The organism is Phragmitibacter flavus, from assembly GCF_005780165.1.
Taxonomy (GTDB): Bacteria; Verrucomicrobiota; Verrucomicrobiia; order Verrucomicrobiales; family Verrucomicrobiaceae; genus Phragmitibacter; species Phragmitibacter flavus.
The window spans coordinates 13805-30988 of record NZ_VAUV01000028.1 but is presented as its reverse complement, the minus strand read 5'-3'; the positions used below and the strand labels follow the sequence as shown (position 1 = coordinate 30988).

The following is a 17184-nucleotide window of genomic DNA, read 5'->3' as shown; positions in this document are numbered from 1 at the left end:
GTTAGCGAATTTCATTTTTAACATCATGCAGTGGCTTGCCGAAATTTCTGTGAAGAGGCCCGTGTTTGCCACGGTGCTGGTGCTGGTGTTTGTGGTGGTTGGGGTGCTGGGGTTTTCGCGATTGCCGGTGGATCGTTTTCCCAAGGTGGATTTCCCCGGCGTGGTGGTGACGACGTCGTTGCCGGGAGCGACGCCGGAGGAGATCGAAACGGAGATAACGGACAAGATCGAAGAAGCGGTGAATACGATCAGTGGGATTGATGAGTTGAACTCGGTCTCGACGGAAGGGGTGTCGCAGGTGATGATCGCGTTTCTGTTGGAGAAAGACATTGATGTGGCGGCGCAGGAGGTGCGGGATCGGGTCAACCGGATCATCAACGATTTGCCGGATTCGGCGGACACGCCAAGGGTGGAGAAACTGGATCCGGATGCGTCGCCGATTTTGACGGTGGCGTTGATTGCAGATCGTCCGGCTCGGGACATCACGGAGTATGCGGACAAGGTTTTGCGGCGGCAGTTGGAGAGTGTGAACGGAGTCGGACAAGTGACGTTGCTGGGGGGAAGGAAGCGGCAGATCAATGTGTTGATGGATCCGGTGCGGCTGCGGGCTTATGGGCTGACGGCGATGGATGTGCAGGCGGCGTTGCAGCGTCAGAATGTGCAGATTCCGGCGGGGATGGTGAAGGGTGGGGCGCAGGAAACGGGTTTGCGAGTGACGGGCAAGGTGTCGAGCGTGGCGGAGTTGGAGCAGTTGGTGGTGCGTGAGGCGGGTGGGGGACTGGTGAGGTTGATGGATGTGGCGCGGGTGGTGGATGGCGAGGAAGAGGCGGCCACGGTGGCGCGTCGGGATGGGGTGCCGACGGTGGTTTTGTCGATCAGGAAGCAGTCGGGCGAGAACACGATCGCGGTGGTGGATGCGGTGAAGGAGCGGCTGGATGATGCGAGGAGATTGCTCCCGGAGGGGTATCAGGTGGAGGTGGTGCGGGATAATTCTTTGGTGATTCGCACTAGCACGCATGCGGTGCAGGAGCATTTGATTTTGGGGGCGGCGTTTGCGGCGATCATTGTGTTGTTCTTTTTGGGGAACGGGCGGGCGACGTTGATTTCGGCGCTGTCCATTCCGACGTCGATCATTGCGAGTTTCGGGGTGATGTGGGTGGCGGATGTGTCGTTGAATCAGATCAGTTTGATCGCGCTGGCTTTGGCGGTGGGGATCGTGATTGATGATGCGATCATTGTGGTGGAGAACATTTTTAAGCACATTGAGGAGAAGAAGCAGGACTCGTTCACGGCGGCGGTTGAGGGCACGCGGGACATTGGCATGGCGGTGATGGCGACGACGTTGTCGCTGCTGGCGGTGTTTTTGCCGGTGGCGTTTTTGAGCGGGATTGTGGGACGGTTTTTGGGGAGTTTTGGATTGACGATGTCGTTTGCGATTGCGGTGTCGTTGTTGGTGAGTTTCACGCTGGCGCCGATGTTGAGTGCGCGGATGTTAAAAATCACCAAGCCCAATTTTGTGGAGCGGTGGATGGCGAAGCTGGTGAACATTTTTTATCACCCGCTGGAGTCGGTTTACATGGTGATGCTGCGTTTTTCGATGCGGCATCGGTGGGTGGTGGTGCTGGCTTGTGTGGCGACCTTGGCGAGCGTGGTGCCGATGATGGGGATTGTGCAGAAAGGGCTGCTGCCGGAGACGGAGGATGCGGAGTTTGAGGTGAGTCTGCGCACGCCGGAGGGCACAAGTCTTGAGGCGACGGATTTGATTGCGGAACGGGTGGCGCGGGATCTTCGCACGGTGTCGGGGGTGCAATACACGCTGATGACGATTGGTGACAATGACCAGCGCACGCCGAACAAGGCGGGGATTTATGTGCGCTTGAGCGATCCTTCGCAGCGTGAGGCGTCGCAGGAGGAGATCATGGATCTGGTGCGTCGGGAGATTGTGCCGAAGTATCCGCCGGAGTGGCGGATGACGGTGTTGCTGGTGCCGGCGTTTAACTCGGGTCAGTCAGCGGCGAACGTGCAATACATGATTGCGGGTCCCGATTTGGAGGTGCTGACAAAGACGGTGGAGGCGGCGATGCCTGAAGTGAAGAAAATTCCTGGCATTCGTGATGTGGACACGACGTTGATCACCGGAAAGCCGGAGTTGACGGCGGTGGTGGATCGCAGCAAGGCGGGTCAGATGGGGGTAAATATTGCGGACTTATCGACATCGTTGCGGTTGCTGGTGGGCGGCGATGATGTGTCGACTTTTAACGATGGTGGCGAGCAGTATGACATTCATTTGCGGGCGGAAGACCGGTATCGAAACAGTCAGGAGGCGTTGGGATTGTTGTATGTGCCGAGTGCGCAGTCGGGTCCGGTGCCGTTAAGCAATCTGGTGCAGATGGAGGAGCGCACGGGTCCGGCGCAGATCAATCGCAATGGACGGCGTCGGCAAATCACGATCACAGCAAACAATGCGCCCGGGGTGGGTGAGGCGGAGGTGTTGGCGCAGATTGCGGCGGCGGTGAAGAAGCAGGGGTTGCCGGCGAATTATCTGAGTGAGCCGATTGGTCGCTCGAAGGAACTGGAGCGGACCATGTCGGCGTTCATGACGGCTTTTGCGATGTCGTTTTTGTTCATGTATCTGGTGCTCGCGGCGCAGTTTGAGTCGTGGATTCATCCGTTCACCATCATGCTGTCGCTGCCGTTGACGTTCCCGTTTGCGATTCTGTCGCTGATCATCTTTAACGAATCGCTGAACATCTTTTCGATGTTGGGGATCATTGTGTTGTTCGGCATGGTGAAGAAAAATGGGATTCTTCAGATTGATCACACGCTGCAATTGCGAAGGCAGGGGATGAACCGGTTGGACGCGATTTTGCAGGCAAACAAGGATCGGTTGCGGCCGATTTTGATGACGACGCTGTCGTTTGTGGCGGGGATGATCCCGTTGGTGCTTTCGAAGGGGATTGGAGCGTCGATGAACACCGCGACGGCGGGGGTGATTATTGGGGGGCAGACGATGTCGTTGTTGCTGACGTTACTGGCGACGCCGGTGTTTTATTCGTTGTTTGATGATGTGGCGGGCTGGTTCACGCGTCGACGCAAGGTCGATGATGGTGAGGACAGCGAGGTGTCGGGTTTGAAATTGTCTACTACTTCTATTTCGTGATGTGGCGTTGTCCTTTGGCTTTGATGTTGGTGCTTGGGGTTTCGGCCTGCAAGGTGGGACCGAATTATGTGAAACCGGACATTGCCGACATCACTCCGGCAAAGTGGAAGTGGCAGGTGGCGGAGCCGAAGGATGATCAACCGCGCGGTGAGTGGTGGAGGGTTTTTGGGGATGCAGAGTTGAACCGGCTGCAGGCTTTGGCGGTGGCGAACAACAATGATCTTAGGGCGGCGGTGGCGAGGGTGGATCAGGCGCGGTCGGTGACGAAGGCGGCGGGTTTGGCGTTGTCGCCGGATGTGAATTTGAATGCGGCGGCGCAGCGGGAACGGACATCGGGGAATCTGCCTTCGCCGGTTCCAGTGGCGATCCCGTCTTCAAGAATCAACACTTTCAATGTGCCGATCGAGCTGGCGTATGAATTGGATTTTTGGGGGCGGGTGAGAAGGAGCATCGAGTCGTCGAGAGCGGATGCAGAGGTGGTGATGGCGGATTATCATGGGGTGTTGCTGACGCTGAACGGGGACGTGGCGATGCAGTATTTTTTGGTGCGCAGTTATGACATGGAGATGGCGACATTGAGGAAGGTGTTGGAGACGCGGGAGCAGAGCATTGGAGTGTTGAAGCAACGGTTTGATGCGGGGGCGATTCCGGAGGCGGATTATGCGCGGGCGCAGAGTGAGGTGGCGACGAGCAAAGCCGAGATGGCGGATGTGCGGCGCCTGCGGGCGGAGGCGGTGGGGGTGCTGGCGTTGTTGTGTGGTCAGTCGGCGAGCAATTTTGAGGTGAAGTCGAGAGCAAGTTTGTCGTCGCCTCCGTTGATCCCGGCGGGTCTTCCGGCGAGTTTGCTGGAGCGGCGTCCAGATGTGGGGGGGGCGGAACGTCAGGTGGCGGCGAGGAACGCGGACATCGGCGTGGAGGTGGCGGGGTATTTTCCGAAGATCAGTTTGACGGGCAGCGGCGGATTTTTGAGCAAGGACACGCAGAGTTTGTTCACGGCGGACAGCAAGGTTTGGTCGATTGGGCCGAGTGTGAGTGTGCCGGTGACGGGGATGCTGGTGATCAAGGCCCGGGTGCAGCGGGCGCGGGGATTGCATGCCGAGGCGGTGGCGGTTTACCGGCAGGCGGTGTTGGGGGCGATTCAGGATGTGGAGACGTCGCTGTCGCAGATCCGTTTTCGTGGGGAGCAGTCAGCGGCGATGGATGAGGCGGTGGCGGCTTCGGAAAGGGCGATGGTGTTGACGCGTCAACGTTATGACAGTGGGGCGTTGGGTTATTTGGAGTTGCTCGATGTGGAGCGGACGAATTTGAGTGTGAGTCGTCAGGCCGCGCAGGTGAAGGCGCAGCGGTTGATTTCAACGGTGAGGTTGATCAAGGCGTTGGGAGGGAGTTGGTAGTTGCGTCGTTTTTAACTTTTTTAGTGAAGCGTTTTGCCTTAAATGACCCGCATGTTTGTGTGGTCGAAATTGTCGTCGTTAAAATGGATGGATGTGTGGGAAGAAATGTTCGCGGGCGAGCAGCGGGCGGTGATGACGCGGTTGCCAGGGAAGAAGACGATCCGGCTGGAGGTGTATTGTGAGAAGAAGTCGGAGGCGCAGAAGATTTTTAAGGAGTTTGGCGGATCGGTCAGGGAGTTGAAGGCGCAGAATTGGGCGGCGATGGGATCGGAACTGCCCGAGCCAGTGAAGATTGGCAAGGCGCTGCTGTTGGTGGGAACGGACAAGGCGGCGGAGTTGGTGGAAATCAAACAGTCGAATCCGGGTCGGGAAGTGATCAGCATTCCCCCGGAGCTGGCATTTGGAACGGGGCATCATGCGACGACGGCCACGGCATTGCGGATGTTGGTGGATTTTGCCAAGTCGCGTGCGGGGACGGAGTGGTCGATGATTGATTTGGGGACTGGCAGTGGGGTGTTGGCGATTGCGGCGGAGAAGTTGGGAGCGGGTTCGGCGTGGGGCTGTGATTTTGACGCGATGGCATTGCGGGCGGCGGCGAAAAATTTGAAGCGCAACAAGACAAAGAAGGTGGTGCTGGAGGAGATGGATGTCTTTAAATGGAAGCCGGGCAAAAAAGTGGATTGTGTGATGGCGAACATTTTTCATGACATCCTGGAGAAGGTTTTTCCAAAGATTGCGAAGGCAGTGCGCAAGGACGGCATGGTGGTGGTTTCGGGCATTTTGAAGTCGCAGGCGGCAGGATGTCTGGCGGCGGGTGAGGAGGCGGGGCTGGTGTTTGAGGAAGTGGTGACCAAAGGCAAATGGGTGACGGCACGCGGTCGACTCAAATGAGGAAGAGGGGAGGGGGCGGAAAAATGAAAAAAACTGCCATTTCCATTTGCACGTTCTTTAATCTATATTAGCATCATTGCCCTCCCCGGTAACGAGGAGGAACAACCGGTCTGGAGCGGTAGCTCAATTGGTTAGAGCGCTGCCCTGTCACGGCAGAGGTTGCGGGTTCGAGTCCCGTCCGTTCCGCCAGACCCTTTTACCTACGTAGAGAAGGTAAAAAAAGCAAACTTGCTAATGAAGTTGCTAATAACCCGCCAGCGCACGGGGAAGCATTTCCCAAAACCTTTTAGCAACAATTCAAGACATGGATCCATTCGAAGCAGATGATATGGAGGGCATGTTAAAGCACGATTCAGAACGTCTCCGCAGGAGAATGCTCTATGATCAACGGAGATCGAGACAACGTCTCCTCGTATACGCTTCAACCTTTGCACTCGGCACCCTGGCTGCGGCTTTCGGGACAATTCTTTTGCTTTCGAGGACGGCTCAAAATCGTGAATCCCAACGTCGCAATCAGGTTGAAGAATTAAACGTAAGATTGGACAATTTAAAACAAAGCGAGACGGAGTTACACAATCGGATTAACAAAATCGTTTCTCAGATCGAGAACGCGCCCAAACCATCGCCGGAATCAGAATTGAGCGAGAGACAACAGGCTTTTGAAATGAATCTCCTAGATCTGAATACTAGGCTGACTTCCCTTGAAAACGCACTTTTGGAGAGTCCCGAAAAATCCCTCACCTTACCGCTGATGCGGAAAGATTTAGAAGGTGTGAACACCCAAATCGGCGAAATCAAATCTGCTTCGCAGAGAGACTTGGAGCGTTTATATTCTCAACAAGCTTGGATATTAAGCGGCATCGCCACATTTTTGGTCGCTTTGGCCGCGGGATCTATTTCAGTCCTCCTTAAAACGCTATTTCGTTCCAAAGATAAATCCGAGGCAGGGGATTGGGTGGAGAGCTAATTTTGTTTCATTTCTTGAAGAACTCTTCTTTCGTGATGGCTTTTTGGACACCCCCAGACGGTGCCAGTCTCACGTTCAAGCCGGTGGATTCGCGCAGCATTATTAGGGCGCGTTGGGACTTGCTCAGGTTCGCCGGTGGAACGTAGCTGATGCCGGGTTCAATGGTGGTTTGACCACCACGGGTGACCTTGCGTGGCACTTCGAGAACGCCCTCGCGCCCAATGCCAAGATCCTGCAGCTCCTTGACCTAGCTGGCCACGGGAATGCTACTGCGACCACGTTCGTTTCACTTGTCCCAAGGGAATCCAAATTCAAACCCTTCAATGCCCCGCTTCTGCAACCGCACTTGCTTTAACCTGTGGCGGAAGGTGATCATGGCGACGATTTAACTCACTTTGGCATGATCAGAGCTTCTTCACGCTTATAACGAATTCAGCATACTCTTCGTATCCACGAAGAAAGTAATCCATTTGTTCTTGCGTTAGCCGATACGTGTTGCGACGAGCATTTGGCAAAACCGGCACGATTGTCACGACCTCATACTCAGCAGTGTTCGCGACATCCACTTCCGAATGTGATATTTCCTCAGAGCTAACAGGTTCTGGGCTTGTGAATTCCAGAATCAATCGATCAAATGCTCCTAGCAACTCTATTCCTGAATCCACAACAGATGCTGCATCATCTTTTTTTATCGCTTCGCCATGAATCGCGCGATTGCACAAGTTGATCACTTTTAAGGTCGCGGAAAACACCTGATCTGAAATTAAATCTTCATTTCTCAGCCTGCGGACAATCATTGAAAGAGGTTCGTTTAGTTGAACAAACGCAGGATTAGCCGGATCGTCTGGTTGGTGGAGTCGCCGAACCTTCGACTCCAGCTCGATCCGAAGTTTCGCGAGAGCCAAAATGTGGTCAGATCTCACCAAATTACGCAGAACATCGTTGAAAGGTGGCATCCGGGTGTTCTCAATTGGAGATTCATGTGGTTGAGGTGATGCAGCTGCGACCTCTTCGGAGGCTTCTTCGACTTCGGTGGTGGCAATTTCCGCCTCGAATCCCGCGATACTAAGTTTGCGGATAGCCTTCAAGAGCGGTCCGACAAACGGACACACGGGTAACATCACCAACAACGCAATCGTAATTCCGTCCACCTTCACCGCGCTGATCTGGAATGCGTGTGCGATTAAAACCAAAAACACGAGCACTGCCGAAAGCCACCAGATGTTTAACTCTAAAAAACCGCGAACCTGCGTTAGGGTCTTATTTTTGCTCATAGGGCCATCTTCCCGAAGTATGGCGTCAAAGCTAGGTTTTTTCGGTAAAATCATTTTTCCGATGCCAAGCTACGAACCTCCTCAATATCGAGTCCGTCCGATTCAGAGTCATAACACTCTCCATCTTCACCGTTCTAATCGGGATCGCCTTCATACTGGCCATCATTCCCTCGTCAACGACCGCGTCCCGATCGCGGTCGCCGTGCTGCTAATTTGTGTCGCGTTGTTGTTCCCGCAGTGAGTTTACTTGCCTCACATTTAAAACTGGATATTGTCGGTGCTAAGCACCTAAAATCCACCTCGTTTGCCTAGATCGCGTTGGCACGCCCATCCTTTCAAGACTGAGATTGGGAACAAAGAAACCCTCTAAAGATTTAACCTCGTCAGTTTTAAACGAGAATTTCCATCGCGATTCGTGCATCAATCCACCAACCCCAATCACACGAAGTCGAAAGCGGTATTCGCCACTTTTCATTATGCTGCCTTTGTGCGACGGAATGGTTAGTGCATAGCAAATCGGATCTTCGGCGTTGCCGTGCTTGGGATCGATTGTTTTTTCATTCCACATAGCAAAATTCCAGAAATGAGAAGTTTTGGGCGCAATCCTAGGCAATTCCGCACCAGCGCAATGGGTTGGACTCAAAGCGATTTGAATGAAGTGCTTGTGAGGTGACCAGCCGCAAGCGTCCCTTTTTTCGAAGTAATCGATAATCAGCTCTACCTTCTCGGCCTCCCTCGCCGATAAATTTTTTACCTCAAGCCGCAGCCACGCTGCGTCATGTTCGCTCGTGGATATCGTTTTAAGTGTGTGTTGCCTTTTCTCCTCAAGAAGATCGAAGGTGCTATGCAAGCTCAAATATGGATTCCGATTGTGCCACTCTACATCTATCGCGATCGGTAGTATGGCTCTCCTGACTAATTCCGGGAAGATTGAAAACAGACCCACCAAAACGGCAAAAAATGCGGCGAGTATTTCCCCAAAATGATCATCGAGGAATTTAAACCAAATTCCGAGGGGCTCACAGCACGCTAAAATAATCTCCATTGACTGAGTGGAGCAAAAAAGAAGTTGAATTCAAGGTTTTTCCTTATGTTGGAGTTGGGGTTTGCTTCTAAGGGACTCGGGATGCGGGTTCGAGTCCGTCCGTTCCGTCAGACTGGTCCTTCAAAATGAAGGATTTATGACGACAAGAATGGAGAAATACACCAAAAATGGCTCAGATGTTCGTCTGGTGTGGTTGATCTGAGACGGGAGTCATGTAACTGGGTCTGGGTGTCGTGCTGATGAGATTTCGTGATTGGATCGATTCATGGGGAGGGGCAGAATCTGCAATTTGGGCGTTGTGGGATTCCAATTTTTCGTGTATTAGGATTCCATGAAGACGACGATTGATATTCCTGATCAGGCGTTGGCAGATGCCATGCGATTTACCGGGGCAAAGACGAAGCGTGAGGCTGTGGTGAAGGCGTTGGAGCAGTTTAACCGTGCGCAAAAGGTGGAGGCTTTGCTGGCTGCGGCGGGAACGTTTCCTGACTTTCCCACAAACGACGAGATCGAGGCTGCGGATTTGGAGTATGAGGAGCGCATGGCGAAACGATGGGCGGGCAAGCCATGAAGGTGCTGATTGACAGTTCCACTTGGATTGATTTTTTCAGGGAAGGCGATGCCAGGCATCCAGAAGTAGGTGAGGCTTTGTGGAGCCAACGGGCGGTGTTGTGTTCGGTGGTGTGGGTGGAGTTGTGGAGCGGTGTTCGCAGCAAGCGTGAAGAGGCGGTTTTGACTAATCTGCGGGAATGCTGCGGATGGCTGGAAATCGATGTGGAGACCTGGCGCATTACTGCCGAGCTGAGGCGGGCGGCCAGACGAAAGGGACTGAATTGTCCTCTGGCGGATGTCCTGATCGTGGCCTGCGCGAAGCGTCATGGAGCCGTTTTGATGCACCGGGATAAACATTTCGAAAAGCTTCTGCAACTGGATATTTGAGTGCCCATACTGCGATGGGTGGATGCGTCGCCGGAACTTTGATATGGGTGGCTTCTCATGATGCATTCCGAGCCTGCTGCATTGGAGATGTGGTGAAAACCCCACAACGGCACGCTCCCTGCTTCATCTCCCGCTTGCCAAGGAATCCTTTCCTGACTAGTTTACGGGCCGCCATCGGCAGATGCGGTTCGCTCATGCCCCTCACTCACTCATGACCAAACATCCTTACTACGACAAACCGATTCCAAACGAAGGCTCTCTCCACCTGATGGAGATGGAGCGAGACGCCTGTGGCGTGGGCTTTGTAGCGCAGGTGGAAGGCAAGCGTAGCCGTAAAATTCTTGATTATGCACTGACTGGAGTTTGTCGCGTGGTTCATCGCGGTGCGATGTTTGCCGACCGCAAAACGGGCGATGGTGCAGGGATTTTGACGCAGATTCCGCATGCGTTGTTTGAGGCGGATCTGGAAAAATTTGGTGCCAAGCTGGAGCATCCAATGGACCTGGCGGTTGGCGTGTTTTTCCTGCCGCAGGATGAGACGGATCGCTTGCGCATTCAGCTGGTGGCTGAGGCGGCGGTGGATCGTCGTGACATTCGCGTGATCGGCTGGCGCAAGGTGCCGGTGAACCCGAAAGAGCTTGGCGATTCCGCGCAGGACACGATGCCCTTTATCATGCATTTGCTGATGGAGCGTCCAGATGACGTGGATGATGCGTCGTATGAGCGTTCGCTATTCCTGGCGCGCCGTGAGATCGAGATTCGCGCACGTCAGCAGGGACTCGCGGATTTTTACATTCCGTCGATGTCGCATCGGACCATCATTTACAAGGCGTTGCTGGTGGCGAATGCGTTGGAGAAATTTTATCTGGACCTTCAGGACGAGAACTACGAGACGGCGATTGCGGTGTTTCACCAGCGCTTCTCCACCAACACGTTCCCGACCTGGGCGCTGTCGCATCCGTTCCGCATGCTGGCCCACAATGGTGAGATCAACACCGTGCGCGGCAACCGCAACTGGATGGCTTCGCGGGCGTCAGATTTCGAGCATCCTTGGTGGGATGGCGATGAGCATTTGCTCAAGGACCTGTGCAATTCCAAGCAGAGTGACTCGGCGAGCCTTGATGCGGCGCTGGAGTTGCTGGTGTTGTCGGGTCGGCATGTGACGGAAGCGATGTCAATTTTGGTGCCACCGGCTTATGGGATCGATCCAACGACGAGCGATGAGGCGAAGGCTTACCATGAGTTCCATTCGTGCTTCAGCGAGCCTTGGGATGGTCCGGCTGGATTGGTGTTTACCGATGGTCGCACGATTGCTGCGGGACTGGATCGGAATGGTCTGCGTCCATCGCGTTACAAACTGACGGAAGACGGCATTTTCGTGCTGGGTTCCGAAGTGGGCATTGTGACTTTGGACGACGCGAAAATCGTCAAAAAAGGTCGTTTGTCACCGGGTGAGTTGTTGAGTGTGGACACGCTCAAAGGGGTGATTCATTACAACGACGAGATCGTGGCCCAGCTGGTGTCGCGTCAGCCTTATGGCGACTGGGTGAAAAACAACCGGGTTGAGCTTTCGGTAGAAGTTCCTCAAGCTCCGAAGGAGGAGTTGGATATCCTCAGCCTCAGTCAGAAACAGGTGACGTTCGGTTGGAACAAGGAAGAGATCGACATGGCTTTTGTGCCGATGCTTTCCAAAGGGGAAGAAGCGATTTATTCGATGGGCGATGATGCGGCGCTTTCGGTGTTGTCGAAACAGCCCAAAGTTCTTTCATCTTACTTCAAGCAGTTGTTCGCGCAGGTGACGAACCCGCCGATTGACCCCATTCGTGAACGCGGTGTGATGTCGCTTGACGTGGTGCTGGGTTGGAAGCGGAATTTGTTGGCGGAGACGGCTGAACATGCCCATGTGGTGCATTTGGAATCGCCGTTCCTTTTTGAAAATGAATTGTCCGAGCTGAAAAGCCTGACGGATTTCCCTCATCGGGTTCTCGACATCACCTGGCCGGTGAGTGAAGGGGCGGCAGGGCTGAGGAAAGCCGTGGATCGTCTTTGCGCGGAAGCGGAACAGGCGGTGAAGGACGATGTGCGCATTCTGATTTTGAGTGATCGCAACACGGATCACGCCAATGTGCCGGTGCCGGCATTGATCGCGACGGGAGCGGTGCATCACCACCTCGGACGTCAGCAACTGCGCATGCGTTTGGGCATTGTGGTGGAGAGCGGCGAGGCTCGCGATACGCACCAGATGGCGGCTTTGTTTGGATACGGCGCTTCGGCGATCTGTCCTTATCTGGCGACGGAGACCATTCAGGAGGTGATCGAGAAGGACAAAACGGCCCGTAAGCCAGTATTCCCTGAAGGTTTTGATTTTGCCAAAGGCATCTACAACTATCGCAAGGCGATGGAAAAAGGAGTCCTCAAGATCATGTCCAAGATGGGCATCAGCGTGTTGAGCAGCTACACCGGCGCACAGATTTTCGAAGCGGTCGGACTCGGTAAGGAGCTTATTGACAAGTGCTTTACCGGCACGCCTTCGCAGATCAGCGGGATTGGCTTTAGTGAGGTGGCTGAGGAAAGCCTTGCCCGTCACAGCGCGGCTTATGCCAATGCGGTGCCGGAGAGCGGAGCCATTGAACTGTTGGATCCGGGCTTTTTCCGCCCGCGTCGCGATGGCGAAATGCATGCAGTGACCGGACCGGTGATCAAAAATTTTCATACCTTCGTAAAATCCGGGAAGTCGGAAGATTACGAGGCTTATGTCAATGCCCAGCTGCAGAACAAGCCGGTGGCGTTGAAGGATTTGATGGAGTTTGTGCCCGGCGAAGACGGTCCGATTCCTATTGATGAAGTGGAGTCGATTGAAGAGATTCGCAGTCGTTTCACCACGGCGGCGATGTCCCTTGGGGCGATTTCTCCTGAGGCGCACGAGGCGCTGGCCATTGCCATGAACAGCATCGGCGGCAAATCGGATTCAGGCGAAGGCGGCGAAGATCCAAAACGCTTCAAACCGTATGAAAACGGTGATTGGGCGATGAGCAAAATCAAGCAGGTGGCCAGCGGTCGTTTCGGCGTGACTGCGGAATACCTCGCCAATGCTTGGGAGCTTGAGATCAAGATGGCCCAGGGCGCAAAGCCTGGTGAAGGTGGTCAGTTGCCGGCGATGAAGGTGAATGGTTTGATTGCCCGGTTGCGCAACACGCAGCCTGGGGTCACGCTGATCAGCCCACCGCCGCACCACGACATTTATTCGATCGAAGATTTGGCGCAGCTCATCAACGACTTGAAGGAGGTCAATCCTCGCGCTCGAGTTTGCGTGAAGCTGGTGGCGGAGAGCGGAGTTGGCACCGTGGCGGCCGGTGTGGCCAAGGCGAATGCGGACATCATTCTTGTTTCCGGTCACGATGGCGGCACGGGGGCGAGTCCGCTGAGCAGCATCAAACATGCGGGCCTTCCTTGGGAATTGGGACTTGCGGAGACTCAGCAGGTGTTGATGCTCAATGGATTGCGTGAAAAAGTCACCTTGCGGACCGATGGTGGTTTGCGCAATGGTCGCGATATTGCCATGGCGGCGATTCTTGGTGCTGAAGAATACAACTTCGGCACCATTGCCCTGATCGCGCTGGGGTGCGTGTATGTTCGCCAGTGCCACTTGAACAACTGCCCAGTGGGGGTGGCGACGACCGATCCCAAATTCCGCAGCAAGTTCAAGGGCAAGCCGGAGCATGTGGTGAATTTCTTCAACTCGGTGGCTGAAGAGGTGCGTCAGATCATGGCGTCCCTCGGGGTTTCGAAGATGAACGATTTGATTGGGCGTCCCGAGTTCCTGCGTCAGCGGGAGGTGCCTGATCACAAAAAGGCAAACATGCTCGATTTGAGCCGTGTGTTGCGTGATGTGGGTCAGGAACTGGGAGCTGATGCGCCGCGTATTGCGATGGTGAACAGCAACGACCGTGTCGACCAGCATCCGCTGGATGACAAGATTTTGCAGCATGCGCAGTTTGCGATCACTGACAAACGCAAGGTCAAGCCGATCCATCTGAAAGTGAAAAACACCGACCGCAACATCGGCACCAAACTGTCGGGTGAGATCGCTTTCCATCACGGCAACCATGGCCTTCCTGATGACGCGATTGAGATCAATCTGGAAGGTAGCGCCGGACAGAGCTTTGGCACTTTTGTGTGCGGCGGCGTGAAAATGGAGCTGACTGGAGAAGCGAATGACTATGTGGGCAAAGGTCTGTGCGGTGGTGAGATCATCATCAAACCGTCTCCGAGCCTGCCTGCGGCTTACAAGACTTGGGAGAACTCCATCATGGGGAACACCTGTCTGTATGGGGCGACCAGTGGTCGTTTATTTGCGGCAGGTCGGGCTGGTGAGCGCTTCTGCGTTCGGAACTCCGGGGTTACGGCGGTGGTGGAAGGGATTGGCGATCACGGTTGCGAATACATGACCAATGGCCTGGTGCTCGTTCTTGGCAGTTTCGGCAGAAACTTCGGTGCCGGGATGAGCGGTGGGGTTGCCTACCTGCTTGATGAGCAGGGGATGTTCCCGCAGTTGCACAATCCTGAGATGATCAAGGGCAGTCCGGTGACGGAGGCCGAAGACATCAAGACGGTGCAACAACTGATCTATCAACATCTCGAGCGCACCGAGAGCGCGCGGGCGAAGGACATCCTGGATCGCTGGGATCACTTCCTGCCGTTGTTTGTAAAAGTCTCGCCCAAGGTTGAGCCGGTCGCGGTTCCGCCTGAGCCCGAGCCTGAATCTCTCCCGCCAGTCAATGCTGAGGCAACGGCCGTGGTGGTTTGAACCTCTGACTCTGATTGAAGTCGTGACAGGATTTGTTCTGAGCCCGACTTCGAACTTTGATGAGCGCGCCGCCGTGAAATTGGCGGTGCGTTTGTTTTTGGGGAGGGGACGGGTGGGGAGGAGTAGCAGCAGGTTTTGCCGACGACACGTCGGCACTCCATGGAGCGCCGACGTGTCGTCGGCAAATTGCCTCCCGAGTAAATGGTCGTTACCGGTCACCTCGTGTGCCGATTTGTCTCGATTATCTGGAATGCTTCCCATGGGGCACGGACCGTGCTTTACAATGGGCAATATCCATTTTCGACGCATCACATGCACTTCAAAAAATTAAATATCAATATATGTTAATTATTTAAGCATCAATCAAATAAGCAATGTTAACTGTTTCATAGTGTTTTTAATGCGAAAATGTAAAATGGATATTTTACTTAATATAATTAAATATGAGTCTGAAGTGCAAAATAATTTTAATATCCTGAGTGTTAACGATTCATGATTATTTGAATTAGTGTGTTTTCCTAAAGTTTTACGATCTACTATTAAATGAATAACATCGAGACCCCTCCTGCAGTTTTGCCAGTGGTTCATGGACCTGTTTCTTCGCTGGCGCACTTTCCGCTGGGAGCAACTTTGCTGTCGGAGGGAGGGATTCATTTTGGAGTTTACTCGAAACACGCTGAGCAGGTGGAACTGTGTCTCTATGATGTAGCGAAGCCGTCAAGAGAGATTGGTCGGGTTCAAATGGTGAGGGACATGAACGATGTCTGGCGGGTGGTGGTGCCAGGAATTGGGGTCGGGGCACTGTATGGTTTTCGGGTGCACGGAGAGTGGAAACCGCAGTGGGGTTGGTGGTTTAATCCGCGCAAGCTGCTGGTGGACCCGTATGCCAAAGCCATTCAGGGGAGTCACGAGTGGGATCCGTTGATGCAAAATTTGAGTCCCAAGCAGGGTCCGGACTGGCAGAATCACGGTCGGAACGCGATGAAGTCGGTGGTGGTGGATGATGCTTTCGACTGGCAGGGGGTGAAACCTCCGGGCCGGCCGTGGGAGGAGACAATGATCTATGAGCTTCACGTGCGTGGGTTCACCAAGTCGCATCCTGATGTTCCGAGTGAGCTGCGCGGAACCTATGCGGGATTGGCACATCCGGCCTCGGTGCAATACCTGAAGGAAATTGGAGTGACGGCGGTGCAATTGCTACCGGTCCACCAGCATTTGGATGACGGGTTTTTGCTGGCGAAGGATTTGACGAATTATTGGGGTTACAACAGCATGGGCTTTTTCGCACCGCACCCGGAATATGCGATGGCAAAAGATCCGCAGGAATTGGTGAATGAGTTCAAAACAATGGTGCGCGATATGCACCGGGAGGGGATTGAGGTGATTCTTGATGTGGTTTACAATCACACGGCGGAGGGGGATGAGAATGGTCCGCTGATTTTCCTGCGCGGGATCGACAACCCGAGCTACTACCTGTTGAACGGGGATCGGCGCACCGTAAATTACACCGGCACGGGGAACACGGTGAATGCAGCGTCTTCGCCTGCTTTGCGGCTGATCATGGACAGTCTGCGTTACTGGGTGCAGGAGATGCATGTGGATGGATTTCGGTTTGATCTCGGGGCAACTCTCGGGCGGAATGGGGACCGGTTTAACCGGGATGCGGCCTTTTTCCTGGCGATCAGTCAGGACCCGGTGTTGAACAAGGTGAAGATGATTGCTGAGCCCTGGGATATTGGTCCAGACGGGTATCAGGTGGGAGGGTTTCCCAAACCCTGGCATGAGCTAAATGGTCGGTATCGGGACAGCGTGAGAAAATACTGGTGTGGCGATGCGAACAGCACGGCGGCGTTTGCCAAACGTCTGTGTGGAAGTCAGGATATTTTTGGACCGGGCGGTCGTGGTCCGTTGGCGAGTGTGAATTTTATCACATCACACGATGGGTTTACCTTGCGGGATTTGTGGACCTACAACGGCAAGCACAACGCGGCGAACGGGGAAAACAACAATGACGGAGACAACAACAATCATTCCTGGAATGCAGGTATCGAAGGTGAGACGGAGGATGTTGCGATCAATGCGCTGCGAAGGAAACTGACGCGTGCCATGCTGGCGACGACGTTGTGTTCGGTTGGTGTGCCGTTCATCAATGCTGGGGACGAGCGCTGGCGGACCCAGAAAGGCAACAACAACGCGTATTGCCAGGACAACGAGATCAGTTGGATGGATTGGGGCCCTTCGAAGGATGCGGAGTCGTTGGTGGCGTTCATGAAGGACATGGCGGCGTTTCGTCGCAGCCACCCGGCTTTGCGTCGTGCCAAGTATTTTTCTGGGGCGGTGGATGCGGCGACCGGGTCGCGGGACATTGCCTGGTTCAATCTGCATGGGTTGCCGATGACCCAGGAATCATGGCATGATCCCCAGACCCAATTTTTTGCAGGATTGTATGGTCCGACGACCGCCGGGGAGGTTCCGATGATGCTGCTGTTCAATGGAAGTGCCGAAGATGTCATTTTCCCACTGCCCGAGGGAGACGTGTGGGAGCTGGTTTTTGACACGACACTGGAGCCGTCGTTTGTCGCGGGAGAGCCGTCCCCAGTTACGGATACGATCGTCTCTGCGGCGCGTGGAGTGGCCTGTTTACGGATGAAGAGCGCAGGTTCGACACCCTAACGATTGCAAAATGCTTTACTCTCGAAGCAAAATC

11 protein-coding genes and 1 tRNA gene are annotated in these 17184 nt (G+C 54.3%); 9 read left to right on the top strand and 3 right to left on the bottom strand.

Features of this window, described 5'->3' with window-relative positions:
* Positions 1 to 25: 25 nt before the first annotated feature.
* From FEM03_RS23490 to FEM03_RS23470, 5 genes are all read left to right on the top strand, one after another.
* The gene (locus FEM03_RS23490) at positions 26 to 3160 is read left to right on the top strand and encodes an efflux RND transporter permease subunit (RefSeq protein WP_138088786.1); all 3135 of its coding nucleotides are present in this window, start codon (positions 26 to 28) and stop codon (positions 3158 to 3160) included.
* Positions 3160 to 4554, top strand: a complete 1395-nt coding sequence (locus FEM03_RS23485) for an efflux transporter outer membrane subunit (protein WP_138088785.1) — start codon at positions 3160 to 3162, stop codon at positions 4552 to 4554. The genes FEM03_RS23490 and FEM03_RS23485 overlap by 1 nt, the downstream gene beginning before the upstream one ends.
* Positions 4555 to 4596: 42 nt before the next feature.
* Entirely contained in the window at positions 4597 to 5445 is an 849-nt protein-coding gene (locus tag FEM03_RS23480) for a 50S ribosomal protein L11 methyltransferase (RefSeq protein WP_240772888.1), read from the top strand.
* Between the two features lie 112 nt (positions 5446 to 5557).
* A tRNA-Asp gene (locus FEM03_RS23475) sits at positions 5558 to 5634 on the top strand.
* A gap of 115 nt (positions 5635 to 5749) precedes the next feature.
* The gene (locus FEM03_RS23470) at positions 5750 to 6412 is read left to right on the top strand and encodes a hypothetical protein (RefSeq protein ID WP_138088783.1); all 663 of its coding nucleotides are present in this window, start codon (positions 5750 to 5752) and stop codon (positions 6410 to 6412) included.
* A 7-nt stretch (positions 6413 to 6419) separates the two neighbouring features.
* On the opposite strand, the gene FEM03_RS23465 is transcribed toward FEM03_RS23470, so the two are convergent.
* The 3 genes from FEM03_RS23465 to FEM03_RS23455 all read right to left on the bottom strand — a co-directional run bounded on the left by FEM03_RS23465 (position 6420) and on the right by FEM03_RS23455 (position 8731).
* The gene (locus FEM03_RS23465; RefSeq protein ID WP_138088781.1) at positions 6420 to 6611 is read right to left on the bottom strand and encodes a hypothetical protein; all 192 of its coding nucleotides are present in this window, start codon (positions 6609 to 6611) and stop codon (positions 6420 to 6422) included.
* 205 nt (positions 6612 to 6816) lie between these two features.
* Positions 6817 to 7740, bottom strand: a complete 924-nt coding sequence (locus tag FEM03_RS23460) for a hypothetical protein (RefSeq protein WP_138088779.1) — start codon at positions 7738 to 7740, stop codon at positions 6817 to 6819.
* A gap of 226 nt (positions 7741 to 7966) precedes the next feature.
* Positions 7967 to 8731 carry a hypothetical protein gene (locus tag FEM03_RS23455; protein WP_138088777.1) on the bottom strand — a complete coding sequence of 255 codons (765 nt, stop codon included), beginning with the start codon at positions 8729 to 8731 and terminating at the stop codon, positions 7967 to 7969.
* 331 nt (positions 8732 to 9062) lie between these two features.
* On the opposite strand from FEM03_RS23455, the gene FEM03_RS23450 reads away from it, so the two are divergent.
* The 4 genes from FEM03_RS23450 to glgX all read left to right on the top strand — a co-directional run bounded on the left by FEM03_RS23450 (position 9063) and on the right by glgX (position 17150).
* Positions 9063 to 9302, top strand: coding sequence for a type II toxin-antitoxin system VapB family antitoxin (locus FEM03_RS23450; protein ID WP_138088775.1), 240 nt, complete (start codon positions 9063 to 9065; stop codon positions 9300 to 9302).
* A complete protein-coding gene (locus FEM03_RS23445; RefSeq protein WP_166443100.1) occupies positions 9299 to 9670 on the top strand; it encodes a PIN domain-containing protein in 372 nt (123 codons plus the stop codon). Before FEM03_RS23450 ends, FEM03_RS23445 begins: the two co-directional genes overlap by 4 nt.
* 211 nt (positions 9671 to 9881) lie before the next feature.
* Positions 9882 to 14477 carry a glutamate synthase large subunit gene (gene gltB / locus FEM03_RS23440; protein ID WP_138088772.1) on the top strand — a complete coding sequence of 1532 codons (4596 nt, stop codon included), beginning with the start codon at positions 9882 to 9884 and terminating at the stop codon, positions 14475 to 14477.
* 543 nt (positions 14478 to 15020) lie between these two features.
* Positions 15021 to 17150 (top strand): glycogen debranching protein GlgX, encoded by a 2130-nt coding sequence (gene glgX, locus FEM03_RS23435; protein WP_138088770.1) that lies wholly within the window; start codon positions 15021 to 15023, stop codon positions 17148 to 17150.
* Positions 17151 to 17184 lie beyond the last annotated feature (34 nt).

Bases quoted from the DNA above. Each gene is read 5' to 3' on its own strand.
- FEM03_RS23490 (WP_138088786.1), top strand. From the start codon at position 26: ATGCAGTGGCTTGCCGAAATTTCTGTGAAGAGGCCCGTGTTTGCCACG.
- FEM03_RS23485 (WP_138088785.1), top strand. From the start codon at position 3,160: ATGTGGCGTTGTCCTTTGGCTTTGATGTTGGTGCTTGGGGTTTCGGCC.
- FEM03_RS23480 (WP_240772888.1), top strand. From the start codon at position 4,597: ATGACCCGCATGTTTGTGTGGTCGAAATTGTCGTCGTTAAAATGGATG.
- FEM03_RS23470 (WP_138088783.1), top strand. From the start codon at position 5,750: ATGGATCCATTCGAAGCAGATGATATGGAGGGCATGTTAAAGCACGAT.
- FEM03_RS23460 (WP_138088779.1), bottom strand. From the start codon at position 7,740: ATGATTTTACCGAAAAAACCTAGCTTTGACGCCATACTTCGGGAAGAT.
- FEM03_RS23455 (WP_138088777.1), bottom strand. From the start codon at position 8,731: ATGGAGATTATTTTAGCGTGCTGTGAGCCCCTCGGAATTTGGTTTAAA.
- FEM03_RS23450 (WP_138088775.1), top strand. From the start codon at position 9,063: ATGAAGACGACGATTGATATTCCTGATCAGGCGTTGGCAGATGCCATG.
- FEM03_RS23445 (WP_166443100.1), top strand. From the start codon at position 9,299: ATGAAGGTGCTGATTGACAGTTCCACTTGGATTGATTTTTTCAGGGAA.
- gltB (WP_138088772.1), top strand. From the start codon at position 9,882: ATGACCAAACATCCTTACTACGACAAACCGATTCCAAACGAAGGCTCT.
- glgX (WP_138088770.1), top strand. From the start codon at position 15,021: ATGAATAACATCGAGACCCCTCCTGCAGTTTTGCCAGTGGTTCATGGA.